The 21,218-nt window shown below is 69.7% G+C and carries 23 protein-coding genes; 18 read left to right on the plus strand and 5 right to left on the minus strand.

Annotation, left to right across the window (positions count from 1 at the left end):
- Positions 1 to 32: 32 nt before the first annotated feature.
- From DI269_RS20905 to DI269_RS20925, 5 genes are all read right to left on the minus strand, one after another.
- Positions 33 to 383 (minus strand): MmcQ/YjbR family DNA-binding protein, encoded by a 351-nt coding sequence (locus DI269_RS20905; RefSeq protein WP_112139424.1) that lies wholly within the window; start codon positions 381 to 383, stop codon positions 33 to 35.
- 39 nt (positions 384 to 422) lie between these two features.
- Positions 423 to 1,097, minus strand: coding sequence for a hypothetical protein (locus tag DI269_RS20910; protein ID WP_112139426.1), 675 nt, complete (start codon positions 1,095 to 1,097; stop codon positions 423 to 425).
- 8 nt (positions 1,098 to 1,105) lie between these two features.
- On the minus strand, positions 1,106 to 1,723 hold the full coding sequence (locus tag DI269_RS20915; protein ID WP_112139428.1) for a DUF305 domain-containing protein: 618 nt from the start codon (positions 1,721 to 1,723) through the stop codon (positions 1,106 to 1,108).
- Between the two features lie 84 nt (positions 1,724 to 1,807).
- Complete coding sequence (locus DI269_RS20920) at positions 1,808 to 2,689, minus strand: DUF3105 domain-containing protein (RefSeq protein WP_198667603.1); 882 nt, start codon at positions 2,687 to 2,689, stop codon at positions 1,808 to 1,810.
- 155 nt (positions 2,690 to 2,844) lie between these two features.
- On the minus strand, positions 2,845 to 3,546 hold the full coding sequence (locus DI269_RS20925) for a DUF3105 domain-containing protein (protein ID WP_112139430.1): 702 nt from the start codon (positions 3,544 to 3,546) through the stop codon (positions 2,845 to 2,847).
- A 105-nt stretch (positions 3,547 to 3,651) separates the two neighbouring features.
- Here DI269_RS20925 and argS point away from each other — a divergent pair, with 105 nt between their 5' ends.
- The 18 genes from argS (at position 3,652) to atpA (ending at position 21,218) form a co-directional block, all read left to right on the plus strand.
- The gene (argS, locus tag DI269_RS20930; RefSeq protein ID WP_112139432.1) at positions 3,652 to 5,304 is read left to right on the plus strand and encodes an arginine--tRNA ligase; all 1,653 of its coding nucleotides are present in this window, start codon (positions 3,652 to 3,654) and stop codon (positions 5,302 to 5,304) included.
- Complete coding sequence (gene lysA / locus DI269_RS20935; protein ID WP_112139434.1) at positions 5,304 to 6,701, plus strand: diaminopimelate decarboxylase; 1,398 nt, start codon at positions 5,304 to 5,306, stop codon at positions 6,699 to 6,701. The genes argS and lysA overlap by 1 nt, the downstream gene beginning before the upstream one ends.
- Before the next feature lie 48 nt (positions 6,702 to 6,749).
- Positions 6,750 to 8,027, plus strand: a complete 1,278-nt coding sequence (locus tag DI269_RS20940) for a homoserine dehydrogenase (RefSeq protein ID WP_112139436.1) — start codon at positions 6,750 to 6,752, stop codon at positions 8,025 to 8,027.
- A gap of 6 nt (positions 8,028 to 8,033) precedes the next feature.
- Positions 8,034 to 9,104 (plus strand): threonine synthase, encoded by a 1,071-nt coding sequence (gene thrC, locus DI269_RS20945; protein WP_198667604.1) that lies wholly within the window; start codon positions 8,034 to 8,036, stop codon positions 9,102 to 9,104.
- A complete protein-coding gene (thrB, locus tag DI269_RS20950) occupies positions 9,105 to 10,043 on the plus strand; it encodes a homoserine kinase (RefSeq protein ID WP_112139440.1) in 939 nt (312 codons plus the stop codon).
- Between the two features lie 527 nt (positions 10,044 to 10,570).
- Positions 10,571 to 12,532 carry a transcription termination factor Rho gene (gene rho, locus DI269_RS20955; protein ID WP_112139442.1) on the plus strand — a complete coding sequence of 654 codons (1,962 nt, stop codon included), beginning with the start codon at positions 10,571 to 10,573 and terminating at the stop codon, positions 12,530 to 12,532.
- Positions 12,533 to 12,723: 191 nt separating this feature from the next.
- Complete coding sequence (rpmE, locus tag DI269_RS20960) at positions 12,724 to 12,954, plus strand: 50S ribosomal protein L31 (protein WP_112139444.1); 231 nt, start codon at positions 12,724 to 12,726, stop codon at positions 12,952 to 12,954.
- Positions 12,955 to 13,046: 92 nt separating this feature from the next.
- Positions 13,047 to 14,132, plus strand: coding sequence for a peptide chain release factor 1 (gene prfA, locus DI269_RS28400; protein ID WP_232822845.1), 1,086 nt, complete (start codon positions 13,047 to 13,049; stop codon positions 14,130 to 14,132).
- Entirely contained in the window at positions 14,129 to 14,962 is an 834-nt protein-coding gene (gene prmC / locus DI269_RS28405) for a peptide chain release factor N(5)-glutamine methyltransferase (protein ID WP_232822846.1), read from the plus strand. Before prfA ends, prmC begins: the two co-directional genes overlap by 4 nt.
- A complete protein-coding gene (locus tag DI269_RS20970) occupies positions 14,959 to 15,705 on the plus strand; it encodes an L-threonylcarbamoyladenylate synthase (RefSeq protein ID WP_112139446.1) in 747 nt (248 codons plus the stop codon). The genes prmC and DI269_RS20970 overlap by 4 nt, the downstream gene beginning before the upstream one ends.
- Complete coding sequence (locus DI269_RS20975; protein WP_232822847.1) at positions 15,702 to 16,253, plus strand: arsenate reductase/protein-tyrosine-phosphatase family protein; 552 nt, start codon at positions 15,702 to 15,704, stop codon at positions 16,251 to 16,253. The genes DI269_RS20970 and DI269_RS20975 overlap by 4 nt, the downstream gene beginning before the upstream one ends.
- Entirely contained in the window at positions 16,250 to 16,651 is a 402-nt protein-coding gene (locus DI269_RS20980) for a hypothetical protein (protein ID WP_112139448.1), read from the plus strand. Before DI269_RS20975 ends, DI269_RS20980 begins: the two co-directional genes overlap by 4 nt.
- Before the next feature lie 131 nt (positions 16,652 to 16,782).
- On the plus strand, positions 16,783 to 17,001 hold the full coding sequence (locus DI269_RS20985; RefSeq protein WP_091053281.1) for an AtpZ/AtpI family protein: 219 nt from the start codon (positions 16,783 to 16,785) through the stop codon (positions 16,999 to 17,001).
- 34 nt (positions 17,002 to 17,035) lie between these two features.
- On the plus strand, positions 17,036 to 17,848 hold the full coding sequence (atpB, locus tag DI269_RS20990) for a F0F1 ATP synthase subunit A (RefSeq protein ID WP_112139450.1): 813 nt from the start codon (positions 17,036 to 17,038) through the stop codon (positions 17,846 to 17,848).
- Between the two features lie 99 nt (positions 17,849 to 17,947).
- Positions 17,948 to 18,163, plus strand: a complete 216-nt coding sequence (locus DI269_RS20995) for an ATP synthase subunit c family protein (RefSeq protein ID WP_112139452.1) — start codon at positions 17,948 to 17,950, stop codon at positions 18,161 to 18,163.
- Between the two features lie 22 nt (positions 18,164 to 18,185).
- A complete protein-coding gene (locus DI269_RS21000; RefSeq protein ID WP_112139454.1) occupies positions 18,186 to 18,728 on the plus strand; it encodes a F0F1 ATP synthase subunit B in 543 nt (180 codons plus the stop codon).
- Positions 18,725 to 19,549 (plus strand): F0F1 ATP synthase subunit delta, encoded by an 825-nt coding sequence (locus DI269_RS21005; RefSeq protein WP_408612320.1) that lies wholly within the window; start codon positions 18,725 to 18,727, stop codon positions 19,547 to 19,549. Before DI269_RS21000 ends, DI269_RS21005 begins: the two co-directional genes overlap by 4 nt.
- Before the next feature lie 34 nt (positions 19,550 to 19,583).
- Entirely contained in the window at positions 19,584 to 21,218 is a 1,635-nt protein-coding gene (atpA, locus tag DI269_RS21010) for a F0F1 ATP synthase subunit alpha (RefSeq protein ID WP_112139458.1), read from the plus strand.

The following is a 21,218-nucleotide window of genomic DNA, read 5'->3' on the forward strand; positions in this document are numbered from 1 at the left end:
CCGGCCGCTGATGCGGCCGGGCCCTTTCGCGTTCAGTTTCCTTCGCGCTGTTCGTAGGCCTTGCGGACCTTGACGGGGGCTTTGAGGAGCCAGGCGTCTTCGATGAGGTCGGCGAGGCGGGATTCGTCGATCCGGTCGAGGTTGACGAGGATCATCGCGTAGCCGTCATAGTGCTTGGTGGTGTAGAAGGTCGGGTCGCCGGAGGCGAGGAGGGCGGCCTTCTCGCTCGGGTCGCAGACGATCGCGAGGCCGCCCTCGGCCTCGGTGCGGAGGCGGGCGAAGAAGCGGCCCTTCACCTTGAGGGAGGGCGTCTGCCAGCTGGTGGTCTCCTCGACCTCGGGGTAGCGCATCGCGATCTCGACAACGTCGTCCCAGGTAGCCATATGTCCATGTTCCCGCAAGGGTGCGACATTTTCAGGCCGTCAGGGGTTGATCCAGTTGCCGATCGTGATGAGGCTCGCCGCGGAGGCGCCGAGGACCGCGGTGGCGACGACGGCCGCGGCGAGGAGCCGCAGCGGCGTCTGGGTCCAGTCGGGGCCGATCTGGTGGCGCATGGCCGGCATCGACCCGGTGTTCTCGGGCTGGGGCGTCTCGACCGCGTCGGGGATCTCGGCAGGCCCCGGCCGCATGAAGGCCGAGGTCGGGAGCAGCTGCGTGTCGTCGGAGCGGACGCCGCCGTCGACGCGGACGTGGTCGACCTGGACCGTGACGGGACCGACCGCGCCGCGCAGGCCGTCGCCGACGCGCGCGAACTGGGTCGTGTCGTCGGTGCGGGGCCGCGACGGCTCCACACGGGGTTGCGAGGTCTCCCACGAGTACCGGAACCGGTTGGGCTCGGAGCCGTCGCGGCCGACGCGCGGCACGGACCAGCCGTTCGGCTCCTGTCGGGGCGCGGACGGCTCGCTGCGGCCGTGGTCGGGGTTCTCCCAGGAGTAGCGCGGCCGGGACGGCTCGCGCGTGCGGGTGTCCGGGCCGCCGACGGTGTCGACCTGGACGGTCTTGAGCTCGTCGGTGCCGCGGCCGTCGCCGACCCGGGGCAGCTCCCCGGTGGTCGGGTGCGCCGGGTCGCCGTACCGCGGTCCCCAGTTGTCGCTCACGGGACTCCCTAGTTCTCGATGGTCGAGAGGATCCTGTCGCGGTGGCCTTCGAGGTTCTCGATCTCGGCCTGCTGCACCGTGATCGTGCGCTGCGCCGCGTCCGCGACCAGCGCGTTGTCGGTCAGGTCCAGCGCGGCCTTCGCCATGTCGACCCCGCCGATGTGGTGGTCGATCATGAGGTTCGCGAACATGACGTCCGCGTCGGTCCCGGTCGTGGTCTTGAACTCGGCCATCTGGTCGTCGGTGGCCATGCCCGGCATGAGCCCGCTGGCCTCCGAGTCGTGGGCGTGCTCCTCGCCCGCCCAGGCCATCGGTTCGCCGCTGGACAGCTGCACGCCCCACTGGCGCAGCCAGGTGCGGTACATGCCCATCTCGGCGCTCTGCGCGGTGGCGATGTCGTACGCGACGGACTTCATGGTCTCGTCGGAGCCGTTCTGCCACTCGTACATGGCCATGTCGACGGCCTGCTGGTGGTGCGTGATCATGTCGCGGGCGAAGCCCGCCTCGACCGAGTCGTTCCCGGGGCCGGAGGTGCCGACCACCCAGCCGACCGCGCCGCCCGCGGCGAGCATGAGCACTGCGGTGATCGCGATGAGCACCGCGGGCCTGCGCCACAAGCCGGTCATTCGTCCTCCTCAAGCGGGCGCCCCTGCGGAGCGCCCGCGCCTCCGTGATGCCTAACGAGCGTCGGCCCGAAAGGTTCGCCCGCGTCAGCCCGTGGGCATCTGGGCGGCGTCCTCGACGGTGGTCGAGACCCCGCCGGAGCAGACCGCGTTCGCCTCGGCCGTGTTGTCGGCGTTCTGGATGTAGTAGTCCAGGAACTCGTCGATCTTCGGGTCGTTCAGGTCGTCGGTCTGGTACTGCACGCCCCACGCCTGGAGCGAGACCGCCGTGCCGAGGCCCGGGTAGGGGCTCATGAGCGTGTAGTCGCGGCCGGTGATCTTCTCCGACAGGTCGGAGATGCCGTCGCCGTCGACCAGCGCCGGGTCGTAGGTCAGCCACACCGCGCCGTGTTCGAGGGAGTGGACGGCGTTGCCGTCGAGGATCGCGGCGGCGTACACCGAGCCGGTGCAGGTCTGCCACTGGCCGAGGTGGTTGCCGCCCGCGGGCGGGGTGACGTCGTAGACGGGGGTGTCGTTCGTGGTGTCCTCGTCGGCGTCGATGTGGTTCTGCTGGACCACCCACGGGTTGTCCAGGTCCTCCTCTGTGATGTCGCCGTCGGACAGCGCCGCGGAGACCTCCGAGTAGTTCGCGTAGTCGCCGTAGAAGTCGGTGACGCCTTCCGGCGGCTGGCTCCGGTCCCAGACCACGAACACGGCGGCGCCGATCAGGCCGAGCGCGACCACGCCCACGCCGCTGAACGTGAGGATCATGCCCCACGGCTTCGGCTGCTTCACCTGGACGGCGCGCCCCTTGCGGGACGCGGGCCCGGACTTGGCGTCCTTCTTGGCGGAGGCGTTGTCGAAGGCGCTCTTGGAAGAGCTCTTGGTGTCGGCATCCTTGGCGGGGGCCTTGGCGGCGCCCTTCCCGGTGCCTTTGCCAGTGCTGCCCTTGCCGGCGCTCTTGGTGGCGGTTTGCTTCTTCGTAGCCATATCGCGGGGCGTGCCTCTTCGTCGACGACGGGTGGAGCCGGAGCGGCACCGGGGGAGGGCCCGGCATGAACACCACTCGCGTAGGCCACCTTACCCGGTCGGGCCAGGCGGGTTCTTCAGAGCACAGTCCCTAGGCCCGACCGGTCCGCGGCCGTCTAGTCCGCGGCCGTCGTGTTCACGCCGCCCGCGCACGTCGCCATCGCCTCCGGGTTGAACCGGTCGTTGAGGACGTACTCGTCCAGATAGTCCTCGATCGCCTGGTCGGCCGGGTCGTCGGTCTGGTACCGGTTCCCCCACGACTGGAGCGACACCGCCACGCCCTGGCCCGGGTACGGGCTCATGAGGGAGTAGTCGCGGCCCTGGATCAGCAGGGCCAGCGCGTCGATGGACGCCTGCTCGACCAGCTCGGGGTCGTAGGTCAGCCACACCGCGCCGTGTTCGAGCGAGTGGACGGCGTGCCCGTCGACCAGCGGCGCGTCGTAGACCGTGCCGGTGCACGTCTGCCACTGGCCGAGGTGGTCCCCGCCGACCGGCGGCTGGATCTCGTACACCGGCGGCTGCCCGTCCCACCCGTTCTGGGCGTCCACGTGGTCCTGCTGCACCACGAACGGGTACTCCAGGTCCTCCGCGGTGACCTCGCCGTCCTGGATCGCGGCGATGACCGTGACGAAGTCGCCGTACTCGCCGTAGTAGTTCTCGACGCCCTCGATGTCGGCCGGCGCGCCGTCCTGCTGCGTGCCGGGGTCGGCCGCGGCGCCGCCGTCCGCGGAGGGATCGGGGGAGGGAGTGCAGGCGGCGAGGGCCGCCAGGGCGAGAAGGGGGGCTATCGCGGCCGAGCGGTTGCGAAGCTTGCGCATGTTCGGGAGCCTTCCGTAGGAGTTGCCAATGAGCAACCTACCTGTGCAGGCCACACCGGCCTTTATCACTCGCGGGTGGCGAACGCGGGAGTCTACGATTGCCGGGTGACTCCTGAGACGCTCGCAGAGAAAGTGCTGTCCGCTACGCGCGAAGCCTTCGAGGCCCTCGGCCTCGACGCCGCCGTACTGCCCGTTCAGACGGCGGTGGAGCGACCCAGGGACCCCAAGCACGGCGACTACGCCTCCAACATCGCGCTCCAGACCGCGAAGAAGGCCGGGACGAACCCGCGCGCCCTCGCCGAGAAGATCACCGAGATCCTCGCGGCGACCGACGGTGTCGCCAAGGTCGACATCGCCGGGCCCGGCTTCCTGAACATCAGCCTCGACGCGGCCGCCGCGGGCGAGATCGCCGGGAAGGTCGTCGCCGCGGGCGACTCCTACGGCACCAACAACTCCATGGAGGGCGTCTACGCCAACCTGGAGTTCGTGTCCGCGAACCCGACCGGTCCCATCCACGCGGGCGGCACCCGCTGGGCCGCCATGGGCGACGCCCTCGCCCGGGTCATGCGCGCCTCCGGCGCGAAGCTCACCTCCGAGTACTACGTGAACGACGCCGGCGCCCAGATCGACCACTTCGCGAACTCGCTGCTGGCCCGCGCCAAGGGCGAGCCGACCCCCGAGAACGGCTACGTCGGCGCCTACATCGACGAGATCGCCGCCGACGTGCTCAAGGCCCGGCCCGACGCGCTCACCGCGCCCGAGCCGATCGAGGTCTTCCGGACCGTCGGCCTCGAACTCATGCTCAACGACATCAAGCAGACCCTCGCCGACTTCGGCACGCACTTCGACGTGTTCTTCAGCGAGAAGGGCCTGCACGACCGCGGCGAGATCGACACCGCCGTCCAGCGCCTGACCGACCTCGGCCACGTCTACGAGGCCGACGGCGCGGTCTGGCTGCGCACCACCGAGTTCGGCGACGACAAGGACCGGGTCCTCAAGAACTCGCGGGGCGCTTGGACCTACTTCGCCTCCGACTGCGCCTACTACCTCGACAAGCGCGAGCGCGGCTTCGAGAAGCTCGTGTTCATGCTCGGGGCGGACCACCACGGCTACGTCGGCCGCATGCAGGCGATCAGCCGGGCCTTCGGCGACGAGCCGGGCACGATGGAGATCCTCATCGGCCAGTTCGTGAACCTGCTGAAGAACGGCGAGCCGATCCGGCTGTCCAAGCGGGCCGGGAACATGATCACGCTCAACGACGTGGTCGAGGCCGTCGGCGTTGACGCCGCCCGCTACGCGCTCACCCGCTACTCCGCCGACTCGATGATCGACCTCGACATCGACCTGTGGACCAAGCACGGCAACGAGAACCCGGTCTATTACGTCCAGTACGCGCACTCGCGGACCCACGGCGTCCTGCGGACCGCGCGCGACCGCGGCCTGCAGCTCGGCGACGGCTACGACGCCTCTCTGCTCGACAAGCCGCAGGAGTCCGACCTGCTCAAGGCCCTCGCCGAGTTCCCGGCCGTCGTTGCGACCGCCGCCGAGTTGCGCGAGCCGCACCGGGTCGCCCGCTACGCCGAGGAGCTGGCCGGGGCCTGGCACCGATTCCAGAACAGCGACAGCCAGATCGTGCAGCGGGTCGGCGAGGAGCCCGGACCGGTCAACGTCGCCCGCCTGTGGCTGACCGAGTCCTCGCGCATCGTCCTCGTCAACGCGCTCGGCATGCTCGGCGTCTCGGCCCCGGAGCGCATGTAATGACGCGCACCCACGAAGCCGGTGCGATGCACGGCGACTACGCCTCCCTGCGCCCCGCCTGGCTCGGCGTGCCCGAGGACGTGAACGCGATCCTCCCGCAGCTGTGGTCGCAGAACGTCGAGCGCGCCGCCGGGGTGCTGCACATCGGCGGCCTCTCGGTCGAGAAGCTCGCCGCCGAGTTCGGCACGCCCGCGTACGTCTTCGACGAGGACGACTTCCGGGCGCGCTGCCGCGCCTGGACCGAGGCGTTCGCCGGCGCCGACGTCTTCTACGCCTCCAAGGCGTTCTGCTCCAAGGCCGTGCTGCGCGCCGCCGCCGAAGAAGGCCTGTCGGTCGACGTGTGCACCGCGGGCGAACTCGCCGTGGCCCTCGCCGCCGGGGTCGACCCGGCCCGGCTGGGCCTGCACGGGAACAACAAGTCCCTCGCGGAGCTGCACCAGGCCGTGGAGATCGGCATCGGGCGGATCGTCGTCGACTCGTTCCAGGAGATCGAGCGCATCGAGGCGATCTCGCAGGAGCTCGGCAGGCGCGCGAACGTGATGGTCCGCGTGAACGTCGGCGTCGAGGCCCACACCCACGAGTACATCGCCACCGCGCACGAGGACCAGAAGTTCGGCTTCTCCCTCACCGGCGGCGACGCGTACGAGGCGGCCCGCCGGGTCGTCCACGCCGGGCACCTGAACCTGCTGGGCCTGCACTCGCACATCGGTTCGCAGATCTTCGACACCGCCGCGTTCGAGGTCTCGGCCGCGCGCGTCGCGCGCCTCCAGGCGCAGCTCCAGACCGACCTCGGGATCACGCTCGAAGAGCTCGACCTCGGCGGCGGCTTCGGCATGGCGTACACGACGCAGGACGACCCGCAGCCGCCCGAGGTCATCGCCGCTTCTTTGCGGCGGATCGTCGAGCACGAGTGCGCGGGCGCCGGGATCGACGTCCCGCGCCTGTCGATCGAGCCCGGCCGCAGCCTCATCGGCCCGGCGATGTTCACGCTGTACGAGGTCGGCACGGTCAAGCCCGTGACGCTCTCGGGCGGCGCCTCGCGCCTATACGTGTCGGTCGACGGCGGCATCAGCGACAACATCCGGACCGCGCTCTACGACGCCACCTATTCGGCGACGCTCGCCTCGCGTTCGTCCTCCGCGACGCCCGCGCTCGCCCGCGTTGTGGGAAAGCATTGCGAATCCGGCGACATTGTTGTTAAAGATGAATTCCTCCCGGCGGACGTCGCGCCGGGGGACCTGCTCGCGGTCCCGGGGACCGGCGCCTACTGCCGCTCCATGGGCTCGAACTACAACCACGTGCCGCGCCCGCCGGTCGTGGCCGTCCGCGACGGCCAGGCCCGGGTGATCCTGGCACGCGAGACCGTCGACGACCTGCTGCGTCTCGACGTCGGCTAGCCCGGGCGCACCGCACATGCGCCAACCCAGAGAAAGAGGACACCAGCGATGAAACTCGCGCTACTCGGATGCGGCACCGTCGGCAGTGAAGTCGTCCGCCTCATGCGAACGCGCGGGGAGGAGCTGGCGGCCCGGGTGGGCGAGCCGGTCGAGATCGTCGGGATCGCCGTGCGCCGCCTCGACCGGGACCGCTCGCACTTGCCGGTGCCCAAGGAGCTGTTCACCAACGACGCTTTGAGCCTCGTCAAGCGCGAGGACGTCGACATCGTCGTGGAGGTCGCCGGCGGCATCGAGCCGGCCCGCACCTGGATCACCACCGCCCTCGGCGAGGGCAAGTCGGTCGTGACCGCCAACAAGGCCCTGCTCGCCGAGGACGGCCCGTCCCTGTCGGCAGCGGCGAAGGCCGGCGGCGCGGACCTGTACTACGAGGCCGCCGCCGCGGCCGCGATCCCGCTCATGCGCCCGCTGCGCGAGTCGCTCCACGGCGACACGATCAACCGGGTCCTGGGGATCGTCAACGGCACCACGAACTACATCCTCAGCAAGATGTCGCAGACCGGCGCCTCGTTCGAGGAGGCCCTCGGCGAGGCCACCGAGCTCGGGTACGCCGAGGCCGACCCGACCGCCGACGTCGACAACTACGACGCCGCCGCGAAGGCCGCGCTCATCGCCTCGCTCGCGTTCCACACGCACATCGACCTCGGCGAGGTCTACCGCGAGGGCATCCGCGGCGTCTCGGCCGCCGACATCGCCTCCGCCGCGGCCGAGGGCCGCGTCGTCAAGCCGCTGTGCATCGCGACCCGGGAGGCCGACGGCGTGTCCGTGCGCGTCCACCCGGCGATGATCCCGCGCAGCCACCCGCTCGCGAACGTCAACGGCGCCTACAACGCCGTGTTCGTCGAGGCCGAGTCCGCCGGCCGCCTCATGTTCTACGGAGCGGGAGCGGGCGGCACCGAGACCGCGTCGGCCGTGCTCGGCGATATCGTGGCCGTGGCGCGCAACAAGCGCGGCGGGATCACCGCGTTCCCGCCCGAGGCCGCCTACCAGGACCTGCCGGTGAAACCCATCGGCGAGGCCCGCACCCGCTACCACGTCAGCCTCGACGTAGTGGACGAGCCCGGCGTGCTCGCCCGCGTGGCGGCCACCTTCGCCCACCACGGCGTCAGCCTCGCCACCGTCCACCAGTCCGGCCGCGGCGACGACGCCCAGCTGGTGGTGGTCACCCACACGGCCGCCGACAAGCAGTTGTCGGACACCGTTGACGAACTGTCGCAGCTGACGTCGGTGCACCAGGTCACCAGCGTCATGCGCGTCGAAGGAGAATAGGACGCCATGTCCAGCTCTGCCATGCGCCCCGGGTGGCGCGGCCTGATCGAGGAGTTCCGCGACCGGCTCCCCGTCTCCAGCGCCACCCCCGTCGTGACCCTGCAGGAGGGCGGCACGCCGCTCCTGCCCGCGCCGTCGCTGTCGGCCCGCACCGGCTGCGACGTGTACCTCAAGATCGAGGGCCTCAACCCGACCGGGTCCTTCAAGGACCGCGGCATGACGCTCGCGGTCTCCAAGGCCGTCGAGGACGGCTCGAAGGCCGTCATCTGCGCCTCCACCGGCAACACGTCCGCGTCGGCCGCGGCCTACGCCGCGCGCGCCGGGATCACCTGCGCGGTGCTCATCCCGGCCGGGAAGATCGCCCTCGGCAAGCTCGCCCAGGCGCTCGTCCACGGCGCCAAGGTCCTCCAGGTCGACGGGAACTTCGACGACTGCCTCTCCATCGCCGACAAGCTCGCGATCGAGTACCCGGTCACGCTCGTCAACCACCTGAACTACAACCGCATCCTCGGGCAGAAGACCGCCGCGTACGAGGTCGTGCAGGTCCTCGGCGACGCCCCGGACATCCACTGCCTGCCGGTCGGCAACGCCGGGAACATCACCGCGTACTGGCTGGGCTACAACGAGGACCACGCCGCGGGCGCCGCCACGAAGCTGCCGCGGATGCTCGGCGTCCAGGCCGCCGGGTCGGCCCCGATCGTCGACGGCCGCGTCGTCGAGCACCCGCAGACCATCGCCACCGCGATCCGCATCGGCAACCCCGCGTCCTGGACCAAGGCCCTCGACGCGAAGAAGGAGTCGAACGGCGACATCATCGCCGCCACCGACCGCGAGATCCACGCCGCGTACATGCTCCTGGCCCGCTCCGAAGGCGTCTTCGTCGAACTCGCCTCCGCCGCATCGGTCGCGGGCCTCCTCAAGCAGACCGAGGCCGGCTGGGTCGAGAAGGGGCAGACCATCGTCTGCACCGTCACCGGCAACGGGCTCAAGGACCCCGACTGGGCCGTCTCCACCGCGCCGCAGCCGCACACCGTCCCGGTCGACGTGCTCAAGACCGCGACGGCGCTGGGACTCTAATTGGGCTCCTTCACTCCACAAACTTACGGCTCCGCAGGCGTCGCCGCGACCAGCGGACCCAGGGCGACGGTCCGCGTCCCCGCCACGTCCGCGAATCTCGGGCCCGGCTTCGACTCGCTCGGCCTCGCCCTCGACCTGTGCGACGAGGTCACCGCCGAGGCGACCAGCGGCACCGCGATCACCGTCGAGGTCGACGGCGAGGGCGCCGGCACCGTCCCCGGCGACGAGCGCCACCTCGTCGCCGCCTCGATGCTCCGCACGTTCAAGCACCTCGACCTCGCCGCACCGGGCCTGAAGCTCAAGTGCCGCAACAGGATTCCGCACGCGCGCGGTCTCGGCTCCTCGTCGGCGGCGATCGTGGCGGGCATCATGCTCGCCGACGCGCTCGCAGGCGCCGGCATGACGCGGGGCCAGAAGCTGGCGCTCGCCGGGGAGATCGAGGGCCACCCGGACAACGTCGCCCCGTGCCTGCTGGGCGGCTTCACCATCGCGTACTCCACTGAGGACGGTGCGAAGGCGGTCGCGCTCGACCCGTCGCCGCGCATCCACCCGTGGGTCTACATCCCGCAGACCAAGGGCCTCACCTCGGTCGCCCGCGCCGCTCTCCCCGACAAGGTCGCGTACGCCGACGCGGTGTTCAACCTCTCCCGCGCTGCCCTGCTCGTCGCGGCCGTCTCGCGCCAGCCCTCGCGGCTGTTCGAGGCCACCGACGACCGCCTCCACCAGCGGTTCCGCGCCGCGGGAATGCCCGAGAGCACGCGCTTGTTGAACCAGTTGCGCACCGCCGGGATCGCCGCGGCGATCTCGGGAGCGGGGCCGACCGTGCTCGCGCTGGCGGTCGACGGCGCCGAAGTCCCTGAAGCCCCTTCGGGCTTCACGGCGAGGCGCCTCCAAGTCGCCGACGGCGCATCGCAGGTCGCAACCGCCGCAAACGAGTGATCCTCGGGTCCGTTGTTGAGAATGGCAAGAGTGCGCTACTATTCCAGTTAGACGACCACCCGGTGTCGTGACTGCTCGAAGCCTTGCTTATGCTTGTGGTCACAACAGCTGCGGCGCATCCAGCGCACGCCTGATCTCTTGTTTGGGTCATCACCCTCAACCATGGATTTGTGACTTTGCATAGCTCCAGCGTGGCATGGCACGGTTTCGACGAAGGAACAGTCGCTGTCCGCATGGATCGCAATCAGCGGGGATCGGCGCCACGTGTCTCACCGTGCACGATCATTCAGCGCCAGCTCGCCGGTCACAAACCCAGAGGCGTCGCCTCGATCAGGACCGTCTGCTCAGCGGCCGGCCCAGGGGTGTTGCACCCGGTGTCAACCGTCGTCTTCCATCCGCCGCGCCCGGCAGGGCCGAGGCGGTCGAAGCGATGGCGGGACGCAGACCAGAACATCGGCATTGCGGCTATTTGAAAGACGCGGAAACTCCTCGAATCTCATTCGAAGTTCCGCCAGGGAAGGAATCCATTGAGCGACACCACCGGCACGACGTCGGACCGGATGAGCGATGCGGCGTCTGCTTCGGAAGAAACTCCGGAAGCCACGAAGCGCCGCCGGACAGGAACCGGTCTGGCCTCACTGCTGATGCCCGAGCTCCAGCAGATGGCCCAATCGCTCGGCATCACCGGCGTTGGCCGGATGCGCAAGAGCGAGCTCATCGCCGCCATCCAGGAACGGCAGGATGAGGGCTCGCAGCCCGGCGGTGCCAGCGCCGAACAGGAGGCCCCGACAGTGCCTGACTCCGAACACACACCGATCGCCGAGGGTGGTCCGCAGGCCACTGTCGACTCCACGCCGAGCGACAATGGCTCTGAGAGCGCCGATGCCAAGGGCGGCAATGCCGTTCGCCGGGCCACCCGCCCGGCCGGCCCGCCTCAGCCGCGCCGCCGCCAGGAGTCGACCGTCCAGGAGGCCGCCGACAGCAACGGGCCTTCCGAGTCGACCGCGTCCATCACGCCGTTCGACTCCGATGAGGACCGTCAGCCGCGCCGCCGCCGCACCCGTGAGAACGGGCGCGAGAACGGCCGCCGCGACGACCAGCAGCCCGAAGCCCGCGTCGAGAACCGAGAGCGCCGCAACGAGCAGCGCTCCGAGCGCCCTGAGCGCGCCGAGCGTGCCGAGCGCAACGACGACTACGACGACGACCGCGGTCCCCGCGACGGGGACGGCGAGGGCCGCCGCCGCAAGCGCCGCGACCGCTCCGACCGCCGCCAGCGCGGCGGGCGCGACGAGGTCGAGCAGCGCAGCGGCCAGCCGCAGCAGAACGACGAGCTCCTCGTCCCGGTCGCCGGCATCCTCGACATCCTCGACAACTACGCGTTCATCCGCACCACCGGCTACCTCGCCGGCCCGGACGACGTCTACGTCTCGATGTCGCAGGTCCGCAAGTACCGGCTGCGCCGCGGCGACGCCATCACCGGCGCGGTGAAGCCCACCCGCGGCGAAGAGCCCGGCAACGGCAACAGCCAGCAGGCCAAGCAGCGCCGCGAGAAGTACAACCCGCTCGTGCGCCTCGACACCGTCAACGGGATGAACCCCGAGGACGCCAAGAAGCGCGACGAGTTCTACAAGCTCACGCCGCTGTACCCGCAGGAGCGCCTGCGTCTGGAGACCGAGCCGAACGCGCTGACCACGCGGGTGATAGACCTCGTGGCCCCGATCGGCAAGGGCCAGCGCGCCCTGATCGTCTCCCCGCCCAAGGCCGGCAAGACGATGGTGCTCCAGGCGGTCGCCAACGCGATCACCACGAACAACCCCGAGTGCCACCTCATGGTGGTCCTCGCGGACGAGCGGCCCGAAGAGGTCACCGACATGCAGCGCTCGGTGAAGGGCGAGGTCATCGCCTCGACCTTCGACCGCCCGCCGTCGGACCACACCACGGTCGCCGAACTCGCGATCGAGCGCGCCAAGCGCCTCGTCGAGCTCGGCCACGACGTGGTCGTGCTCCTCGACTCGATCACCCGCCTGGCGCGCGCGTACAACAACTCGTCGCCCGCGTCCGGCCGCATCCTGTCGGGCGGCATCGACTCGACCGCGCTCTACCCGCCGAAGCGCTTCCTCGGCGCCGCGCGGAACATCGAGCACGGCGGGTCGCTGACGATCATCGGCACCGCGCTGGTCGAGACCGGCTCCATGGGCGACATGGTCATCTTCGAGGAGTTCAAGAGCACGGGCAACACCGAGCTCAAGCTGGACCGGAAGATCGCCGAGAAGCGCACGTACCCGGCCATCGACGTCCACCAGTCGAGCACCCGCAAGGACGAGCTCATGATGAGCCCCGAGGAGCAGGCGGTCATGCTGAAGCTCCGCCGGGTCCTGTCCTCGCTGGAGCCGCAGCAGGCGATCGACCTGCTCATCGACCGGTTGAAGAAGACGCAGACCAACGCCGAGTTCCTGATGTCCATCGTCAAGAGCACGCCCGGCGAGTAGCTGTGAAGTGTGAGGCCGCCCTGGTTGAGAGCGGCCTCACGCCTTACCATTGAACGCTGGTGCGCAGGTCGCACCTCGGCGAAGCTTGCGAGCCGAGCCACAAGGCAATACCTGACCAATGCCCTCCGGGGCGAAACGCGGTACCGGTTCACGGATTCTTCCGACCCGGCGACCGACATGAAAGGGAAGTCATGAAAGAGGGCATCCACCCTGAGTACGTCGTCACCGAGGTGACCTGCTCCTGCGGGAACGCGTTCACCACCCGGTCGACGGTGACCAGCGGCAAGATCCAGGCGGCGACCTGCAACAAGTGCCACCCGTTCTACACCGGCAAGCAGCGCATCCTCGACACCGGCGGTCGCGTGGCCAAGTTCAAGGCCCGCTACGCCAAGGCTGCCGAGAAGGCCCAGGCCGGCAAGTAGCTGTGCTTCGCGGCGCCCGTGTCATTCGACGCGGGCGCCGCGTTTTTCGTCTTCCATGATCGTTCGCAAGGCCCGCTTCTTAAGGAACAGAGATGACGACCGCAGCCGACAACCGCCTGGAAATGCTCATCGCCGAGTACCGCGACCTCGAAGTCCAGATGGGCGACCCCGCACTGCACGCCGACCCGGCGCAGGCCCGGCGGGTCGGCCGCCGCTACGCCGAGCTGTCCCCGATCGCCAAGACCGCCGAGGACATCGCGGCGGCCAAGGGCGACCTGGAGACCGCCGAGGAGCTCGCCAAGGAGGACTCGGACTTCGCGGAGGAGGCCGAGGGGCTTCGCAAGCGCATCCCCGAACTGGAGGAGAAGCTCGCCGAGCTGCTGGTCCCGCGCGACCCCGACGACTCCAAGGACGTCATCATCGAGATCAAGGCCGGCGCGGGCGGCGAGGAGTCCGGCCTGTTCGCCGGCGACCTCATGCGCATGTACCTGCGCTACTTCGAGCGCCAGGGCTACGCCGTGGAGACCCTCGAAATGGTCCCCACCGACCTCGGCGGCATCAAGGACTCCTCGATCGCCGTGCGCACCAAGGGGAACCCCGAAGGCGGCAACGGCGTGTGGTCGCGCATGAAGTTCGAGGGCGGCGTCCACCGCGTCCAGCGCGTGCCCGTCACCGAGTCCCAGGGCCGCGTGCACACCTCCGCGGCCGCGGTCGTGGTCATGCCCGAGGCCGAAGAGGTCGACTTCGAGCTGAACATGAACGACGTCCGCGTCGACGTGTACCGGTCCTCCGGCCCCGGCGGCCAGTCCGTCAACACCACCGACTCCGCCGTGCGCCTCACCCACGTCCCCACCGGCGTGGTCGTGACCTCGCAGAACGAGAAGAGCCAGCTCCAGAACAAGGAGGCCGCGATCAAGGTCCTGCGCGCCCGCCTCCTCGCCAAGCAGCAGGAGGAGGCCGCCGCCGCGGCCGGCGCCGCGAGGCTCCTCCAGGTGCGCACCGCCGACCGCTCCGAGCGCATCCGCACCTACAACTTCCCGCAGAACCGGCTCACCGACCACCGCATCGGCTTCACCGCGTACAACCTCGACCAGGTCATGGACGGCTCCCTCGACGAGGTCCTCGACGCCCTCGCCGCCGCCGACCGCGCCGACCGCATGGCCCGCGGGTCCGAGTGACCTGGGCCGAAGCGGTCGCCGCCGCCGCGAACCGACTCGCGGCGGCCGGGGTCGCCTCCCCCAGGGTCGACGCCGAGCTGCTCGCCGCCCACGTCTCCGGACTCAAGCGCGCCCAGCTGCTCATCGCGGACGGACCCGACGCGGCCCGCCGCGCCGAGTTCGACGCCCTCGTCGAGCGCCGCGCCACCCGCGAACCGCTCCAGCACCTCACCGGCTCCGCCGCGTTCCGCTACGGCGAACTCGCGGTCGGACCCGGCGTGTTCGTGCCCCGGCCCGAGACCGAGCTCCTCGTCGACTGGGCCCTGGAGCACCTGCCGAAAGGCGGCACCGTGATCGACGCCTGCTCCGGTTCGGGAGCCGTCGCGTACTCGATCGCCACCGAACGGCCCGACGCCCGCGTCTGGGCCGTCGAGGTCGACCCCGACGCCTTCGAATGGCTCGAATCGAACCTGGAGGGCACCGGCGCGGTCCCCGTCCTCGCCGACGCCGTCGTCCCCGGCACGCTCGCCGAACTCGACGGCCAGGTCGACCTCGTCACCGCGAACCCGCCGTACGTGCCGTTCGAGATCGAAGTCGCCCCCGAGGTCGAATTCGACCCGAGCGGGGCCGTCTACGCCGCCGAGGCCGGGCTCGCCGTCATCCAGCCGCTCACCATGCGCGCCTCGCGCTGGCTCAGGCCCGGCGGCTGGTTCGGGTTCGAGCACGACGACACCCACGGCACCGTCGCCCCGGAGATCCTCCGCGTCAGCGGGTTCACCGATGCCGAGGACCACCACGACCTCGCCGGCCGGCCGAGGTTCGCTACAGGAAGGCTAGGCTTGCTGCCGTGAGGCTGTTCAATTGCAGGAAGATCAAGGACCGCGCCACCGGCATCAAGTCCGCCGCGCGCGCCGTCACCGGCGGCCGCCTGGTCGTCATCCCCACCGACACCGTCTACGGGATCGGCTGTGACGCGTTCAACCACGCCGCCGTGAAGGCGCTCCTCGCCGCCAAGGGCCGCGGGCGCGACATGGCCCCGCCGGTCCTCATCGGCTCGAAGCGCGCCCTCGACGGCATCGCCTCCGACATCCCCGACTCCGCCAAGGAGCTCATCGAGGCGTTCTGGCCCGGCCCGCTCACCGTGGTCGTGCCCTACACCCCGACCCTGACCTGGGACCTCGGCGACACCGACGGCACCGTCGCGGTCCGCATGCCGCTGCACCCGCTCGCGCTCGAACTGCTCAAGGAGACCGGCCCCATGGCCGTGTCGTCCGCGAACAAGCACGGCCAGCCCCCGGCCGAGACCGCCGCCGACGCGAAGGCCCAGCTCGGCTCCGACGTCTCCGTGTACCTGGAGGCCGGACCCAGCGAGGACAACCTGCCCTCGACCATCGTCGACTGCGTCGCGCACCCGCCGCAGGTCCTGCGCGAAGGCGCCCTGACGCTGGAGCAGATCCGCAAGATCGTCCCCGACACGCTCGACCGCGACGGCTACGGCCCCGGCCAGCGCCCCGAGGACCAGGAAGCGGACGAGGAGACCGAGCCGGTCGCCGACGCCGCCGAAGAGAAGACCGACGAGGAGACCTCGGCGTGAGCAGCCCGTTCTCGGTCCTGCACGTGTGCACCGGCAACATCTGCCGGTCGCCGATGTCCGAGCGCATCCTCGACGGGCTCACCGGCGACGGCGTGTTCAACCACGGCGCCGGGACCTCCGCGTGGCACGAGGGGGACGACATGCAGCCGTTCTCCGCGCGCGAACTGGAGGACCGCGGCTACGAGCCCGCCGGGCACGGCGCCCGGCACCTCACCCGCGCCCAGATCGAGGCCTCCGACCTGATCCTGGTCGCCACCACCGGGCACCTCGACTTCGTCGGCGAGTCCTACCCCGAGGCCTCCGGCAAGACGTTCCTCGTCCGCACCTTCGGGCGCATCGCCGCCGACGTCGCCGGCGAGCTGCCCGAAGGCGACGTGCACGAGCGCGGCAAGGCGCTCGTGGCGCTGGCCGAGCTGCGCCGCGACGACTACGAGGCGGCCGACCTGGACGACCCGTGGGGGATGAGCCGCACCGAGTACGCGCGGATCGCCGACCAGCTGGAGGCCGCGCTCAAGCCCGTCGCGGCCGCCCTCGAAGGGGACGCGTGAAGACCGCCAGAGGGTTCCTGAAGCCGTGCTTCGCCGTCGCGGGGATCGCGGCGGTCGTCGCGGCGGTGGCCGGCTGGATCGCCGCCGGGGGGACCGGGGCGTGGGCGGCTCCGGCAGGAGTAGCGTTGGCCGCCTTGGGTTTCGCAGGCTCGGTGCAGGCGGTCGCCGCAGCCGAGAAGATTGACCTGCGTCTCACTCTGCCTATGGCTTTGATCACATATGCGGTGAAGCTGTCGATCGCGTTCATTGCATTGTGGACGGTCCAATCGACGGTCCCCGATGCCCTCCTCCCCTTCGCCTGCGGGATCGTCGGCGGAGCGGTCGCGTGGCTCGCGACCCAGGCTGTCTGGGCTTATAAGGCGAAGATCCCGTACATCGAACTGAACCAGGGTTCTTGACGCGTTCTTGACGCCTCCACCACCGCGACACGCGGTGTTTCTTGGAGGTTGACAATTCCGCACCGATGGCGCTCATCTCAGCGAACCCGCTGGGCAGTTCCTGCGTAGTAGCTGTTAGAGTTCATTCCGACATGGCCGACATGGAACCCCCCGAACGCAAGCCCCAGCCTGACGGTTCTGACATGGGCTGGCGCGCTCTGGGATATCTGCTGTCCGGGATCATCGTCTGGGGTGGTCTCGGATATCTCGTCGACCTGTGGCTCGGACTGCCCAAAGTCGGGCTCCTGGTAGGGATGCTAGTCGGTGCTGGAGCGGGAATGTACCTGCTCATCAAGCAGATGTCGCCGTAGTTTTGACCGACACTGACTGAGAGGCGTGGCTCGCGTGACCGACTCAGCCATCGTGCTGGCCGAAGGGGAGTCCCACTTCCCGCCCGGTATCCACAGCTTTGACTTTGCCGACTGGTTCTCCGGGCTCACCGGAACCGCGCTCGCCCACGTGTTCACCACGATCACGCTCGGCGTCTGGTTGACGGTCGCCATTCTCGTCGTCTTCTTCCTGTGGGCCTACCGCAAGCCGCAGATCGTTCCCACCAAGAAGCAGTGGATGGCCGAATCGGCTTACGGCTTCATTCGGAACACCGTCGCCATCGACCTGATGGGCAAGAAGGACGGCGTGCGCTTCGCCCCGTACCTCGCGACGCTGTTCCTGTTCATCGTCCTGATGAACTTCTGGGCCATCGTGCCCGGCATCCAGATCTCCCCGAACGCGCACATCGCGTTCCCGCTGATGCTGGCGGTCCTCTCCTGGATCATGTACGTCTGGGTCGGCATCAAGACCCACGGCCTCGTCAAGTGGCTGAAGATCACCGTGGTGCCCCCGGGCGCCCCGCTGTTCATCTACCCGCTGCTGATCCCGATCGAGATCCTCCAGAACATCATCCTGCGGCCCGTCACGCTCGCCCTGCGGCTGTTCGCGAACATGTTCGCCGGCCACCTCATCCTGCTGGTGTTCATCCTCGGCGGGTTCGAGATGCTGAACTCCAGCAACTTCTTCATCCAGGGCCTGTCGATCTTCTCGTTCGGCATGGGCATCGCGATGACCATGTTCGAGCTCATCGTCATCCTGCTCCAGGCGTACGTCTTCACGCTGCTGACGGGCATGTACATCCAGGGGTCCCTCGCGGAAGAGCACTAGAAGCTCCCGAGAACTTCCACCCCTCACCCAGAGATTTCGCAATTGAACAACATCGTGCGCGTGACGGTCACGCCACGCTGACACCTAGGAGAAAGCCAGATGGAAGGCTCCGTCAACGTCATCGGTTACGGCCTCGCTGCGATCGGCCCCGGTATCGGTGTTGCCCTCATCTTCGCCGCGTGGATCACCGCCACCGCCCGCCAGCCCGAGTCGGCCGGCATCACCCGCCCGATGCTGTTCATGGGCTTCGCCCTCGTCGAGGTGCTGGCGCTGTTCGGCCTCGTTCTCGCCTTCGCCGTCGGCGGCGGCAACTAGTTAACCCTTCAAGGGAGTCATCATGATTCACGCCGCCGAAGGAGGGGCAGCCATCCTCTTCCCGATCTGGCAGGAAATGCTGGTCGGGGCGATCGCCTTCGGTCTGCTGTGCTTCGTGCTCATCAAGTTCGTCTTCCCCCGCATGGAGAAGACGTTCGAGGCACGAGTGGACGCGATCGAAGGCGGCATCGAGCGCGCTGAGCGGGCTCAAGAAGAGGCCAACCAGACGCTGGAGGAGTACCGCCGGAAGCTCGCGACCGCGCAGGAGGAGGCCGCGGCGATCCGCGACGAGGCCCGCGCGACCGCCGAGGCCGGCAAGGAGGAGATCCTCGTCTCCGCCCGCGAAGAGGCCAACCGCATCATCGCGGCCGGCCACGCCCAGGCCGAGGCCTCGCGCCAGCAGCTCATCCGCGAGCTGCGCAGCGAGGTCGGCAACCTGGCCGTGGACCTGGCCGGGAAGATCATCGGCCAGCGCCTCGCCGGCGACGCAGACACGACCGCGACCGTCGACCAGTTCCTGGCGGAGATCGCGGACGAGACGGCCGAGACGAGCGGAGCGCGCTGATGTCGACGACTGGACGCGAAAGCATCGAGGCCGGCCGTGTCGTGCTGGAGGCGGCCGCCTCCAGCGCCTCGGCCGAGCAGCTCACCGAGTGCGGCGATCAGCTGCTGGGAGTGACGCGGTTCCTCGTCGACCAGCCTCGGCTGCGTCGCGCCCTGTCCGACCCCGCCCGCGAGGCGGGCGACCGCGAGGGCCTGTTCCGCGGGCTCCTCGGCGGTCAAGTCGGCGACATCGCCGCTGACGCGGTCGCGGCGCTCGTGCGCGGCCGCTGGCCCCGCCCGTCCGAACTCGTGGACGGCACCGAGCAGCTCGGCGTCGAGGCGCTGCTGCTCGCGGCCGGCAAGGACGGCAGCCTGGCGAACGTCGAGGACGAGCTGTTCCGCTTCGGACGGCTCGTCGACGGCGACGCCGAGCTGGCCGCGGTCCTCGGCGCCTCCGGCTCCGACCCCAAGGGCCGGGCCGCGCTGACCGAGCAGCTGCTCGCCGGCAAGGCCGAGCCGGTGACGGTGAAGCTCGCGGCCGCCTCATGCCACGGCATCGGCGGGCGCAGCTTCCACGCCTCGCTGGCCTACCTGGTCGAGACCGCCGCGGCGGCCCGCGACGAGTCCGTGGCCTACGTGACCGTGGCCAGGCCGCTCGACGAGAACGGCGAGCGCCAGCTCGGCGCCAAGCTCACCCTCGTCTACGGCCGCCCGGTGGCGCTCAAGGTCACCGTCGACCCCGCGATCGTCGGGGGCATCCGGGTGCAAGTCGGCTCGGACCTGTGGGACGGTTCCGTCTCGCGCCGCCTCGACGAAGCCCGCCAAGCCTTGGCCGGACGTTGATCCAGCCGGTAGCAACAGAAAGGGAAACGTTCAGATGGCTGAATTGACCATCTCCTCTGACGAGATCCGCAACGCGCTCGACGCGTACGTCTCGTCGTACCGGCCGGAGATCACCCGCGAAGAGGTCGGTACCGTCACCAGCGCCGGCGACGGCATCGCCGTCGTCGAGGGCCTGCCCTCCGTCATGGCCTCCGAGCTCCTGGAGTTCGAGGGCGGCGTCATGGGCCTCGCTCTGAACCTCGACGTGCGCGAGATCGGCGCCGTGCTCCTCGGCGACCCGACCAAGGTCGGCGAGGGCCAGCCCGTCAAGCGGACCGGCAAGGTCCTCTCGGTGCCGGTCGGCGACAAGTTCCTGGGCCGCGTCGTCGACGCCCTGGGCAACCCCATCGACGACCTCGGCCCGATCGAGGCCGAGGGCGAGCGCGAGCTCGAAGCCCAGGCCCCGAACGTCATCAACCGCCAGTCGGTGTTCGAGCCGGTCGAGACCGGCATCAAGGCCATCGACGCGATGACCCCCATCGGCCGCGGCCAGCGCCAGCTGATCATCGGCGACCGCAAGACCGGCAAGACGCAGGTCGCGATCGACACGATCATCAACCAGCGCGCGAACTGGGAGTCCGGCGACCCGAACAAGCAGCTGCGCTGCATCTACGTCGCGGTCGGCCAGAAGGGCTCCACCGTCGCGGGCATCAAGGGCATGCTCGAAGAGCACGGGGCGATGGAGTACACCACCATCGTCGCGGCGAATGCCGACGAGCCGGCGGGCTTGAAGTACCTGGCCCCCTACACCGGTTCGGCCATCGGCCAGCACTGGATGTACGGCGGCAAGCACGTCCTCATCGTCTTCGACGACCTGTCGAAGCAGGCCGAGGCGTACCGCACCGTGTCGCTGCTGCTGCGTCGTCCCCCGGGCCGCGAGGCCTTCCCCGGCGACGTCTTCTACCTGCACTCCCGTCTGCTGGAGCGCTGCGCGAAGCTGTCGGACGAGCTGGGCGGCGGCTCGATGACCGGTCTGCCGATCATCGAGACCAAGGCCGGCGACATCTCGCAGTTCATCCCGACCAACGTCATCTCGATCACCGACGGCCAGGTCTACCTCGAAGAGGGCCTGTTCAACTCGGGCGTGCGCCCGGCGATCAACGTCGGCACCTCGGTGTCGCGTGTCGGCGGCGCCGCGCAGACCAAGGGCATGCGCTCCGTCGCGGGCTCCCTGCGTCTGGACCTGGCCCAGTACCGCGACCTGGAGGCGTTCGCCGCCTTCGCGTCCGACCTGGACGCCGCGTCGCGCGCGCAGCTGGACCGCGGTCTGCGCATGGTCGAGCTCCTCAAGCAGGGTGTGGCCGCGCCGTACCCGATGGGCGAGGAGACCATCTCGATCTGGGCCGGGACCGCCGGCGAGCTCGACGACATCCCCGTCGGGGAGGTGCGCCGGTTCGAGAGCGAGTTCCTGACCTACATGCGCGCCAACCACAAGGACGTCGTCGCCCAGCTCAACGCGGGCAAGGACAAGGTCTCGGGCGACATCGAGGACACCCTCAAGCGCGCCGTCGCCAAGTTCAAGCAGATGTTCAAGGCCAACGTCGACGACCTGCACGTGACCGACATCGCCGAGGACGCCCTTGAGGGCGACGTCGACGTCGAGACCGTCAAGCGCGTCAAGAAGGGTTAG

The sequence above is a fragment of the Glycomyces dulcitolivorans genome (assembly GCF_003265355.1).
In the GTDB taxonomy this organism is placed as follows: domain Bacteria; phylum Actinomycetota; class Actinomycetes; order Mycobacteriales; family Micromonosporaceae; genus Glycomyces; species Glycomyces dulcitolivorans.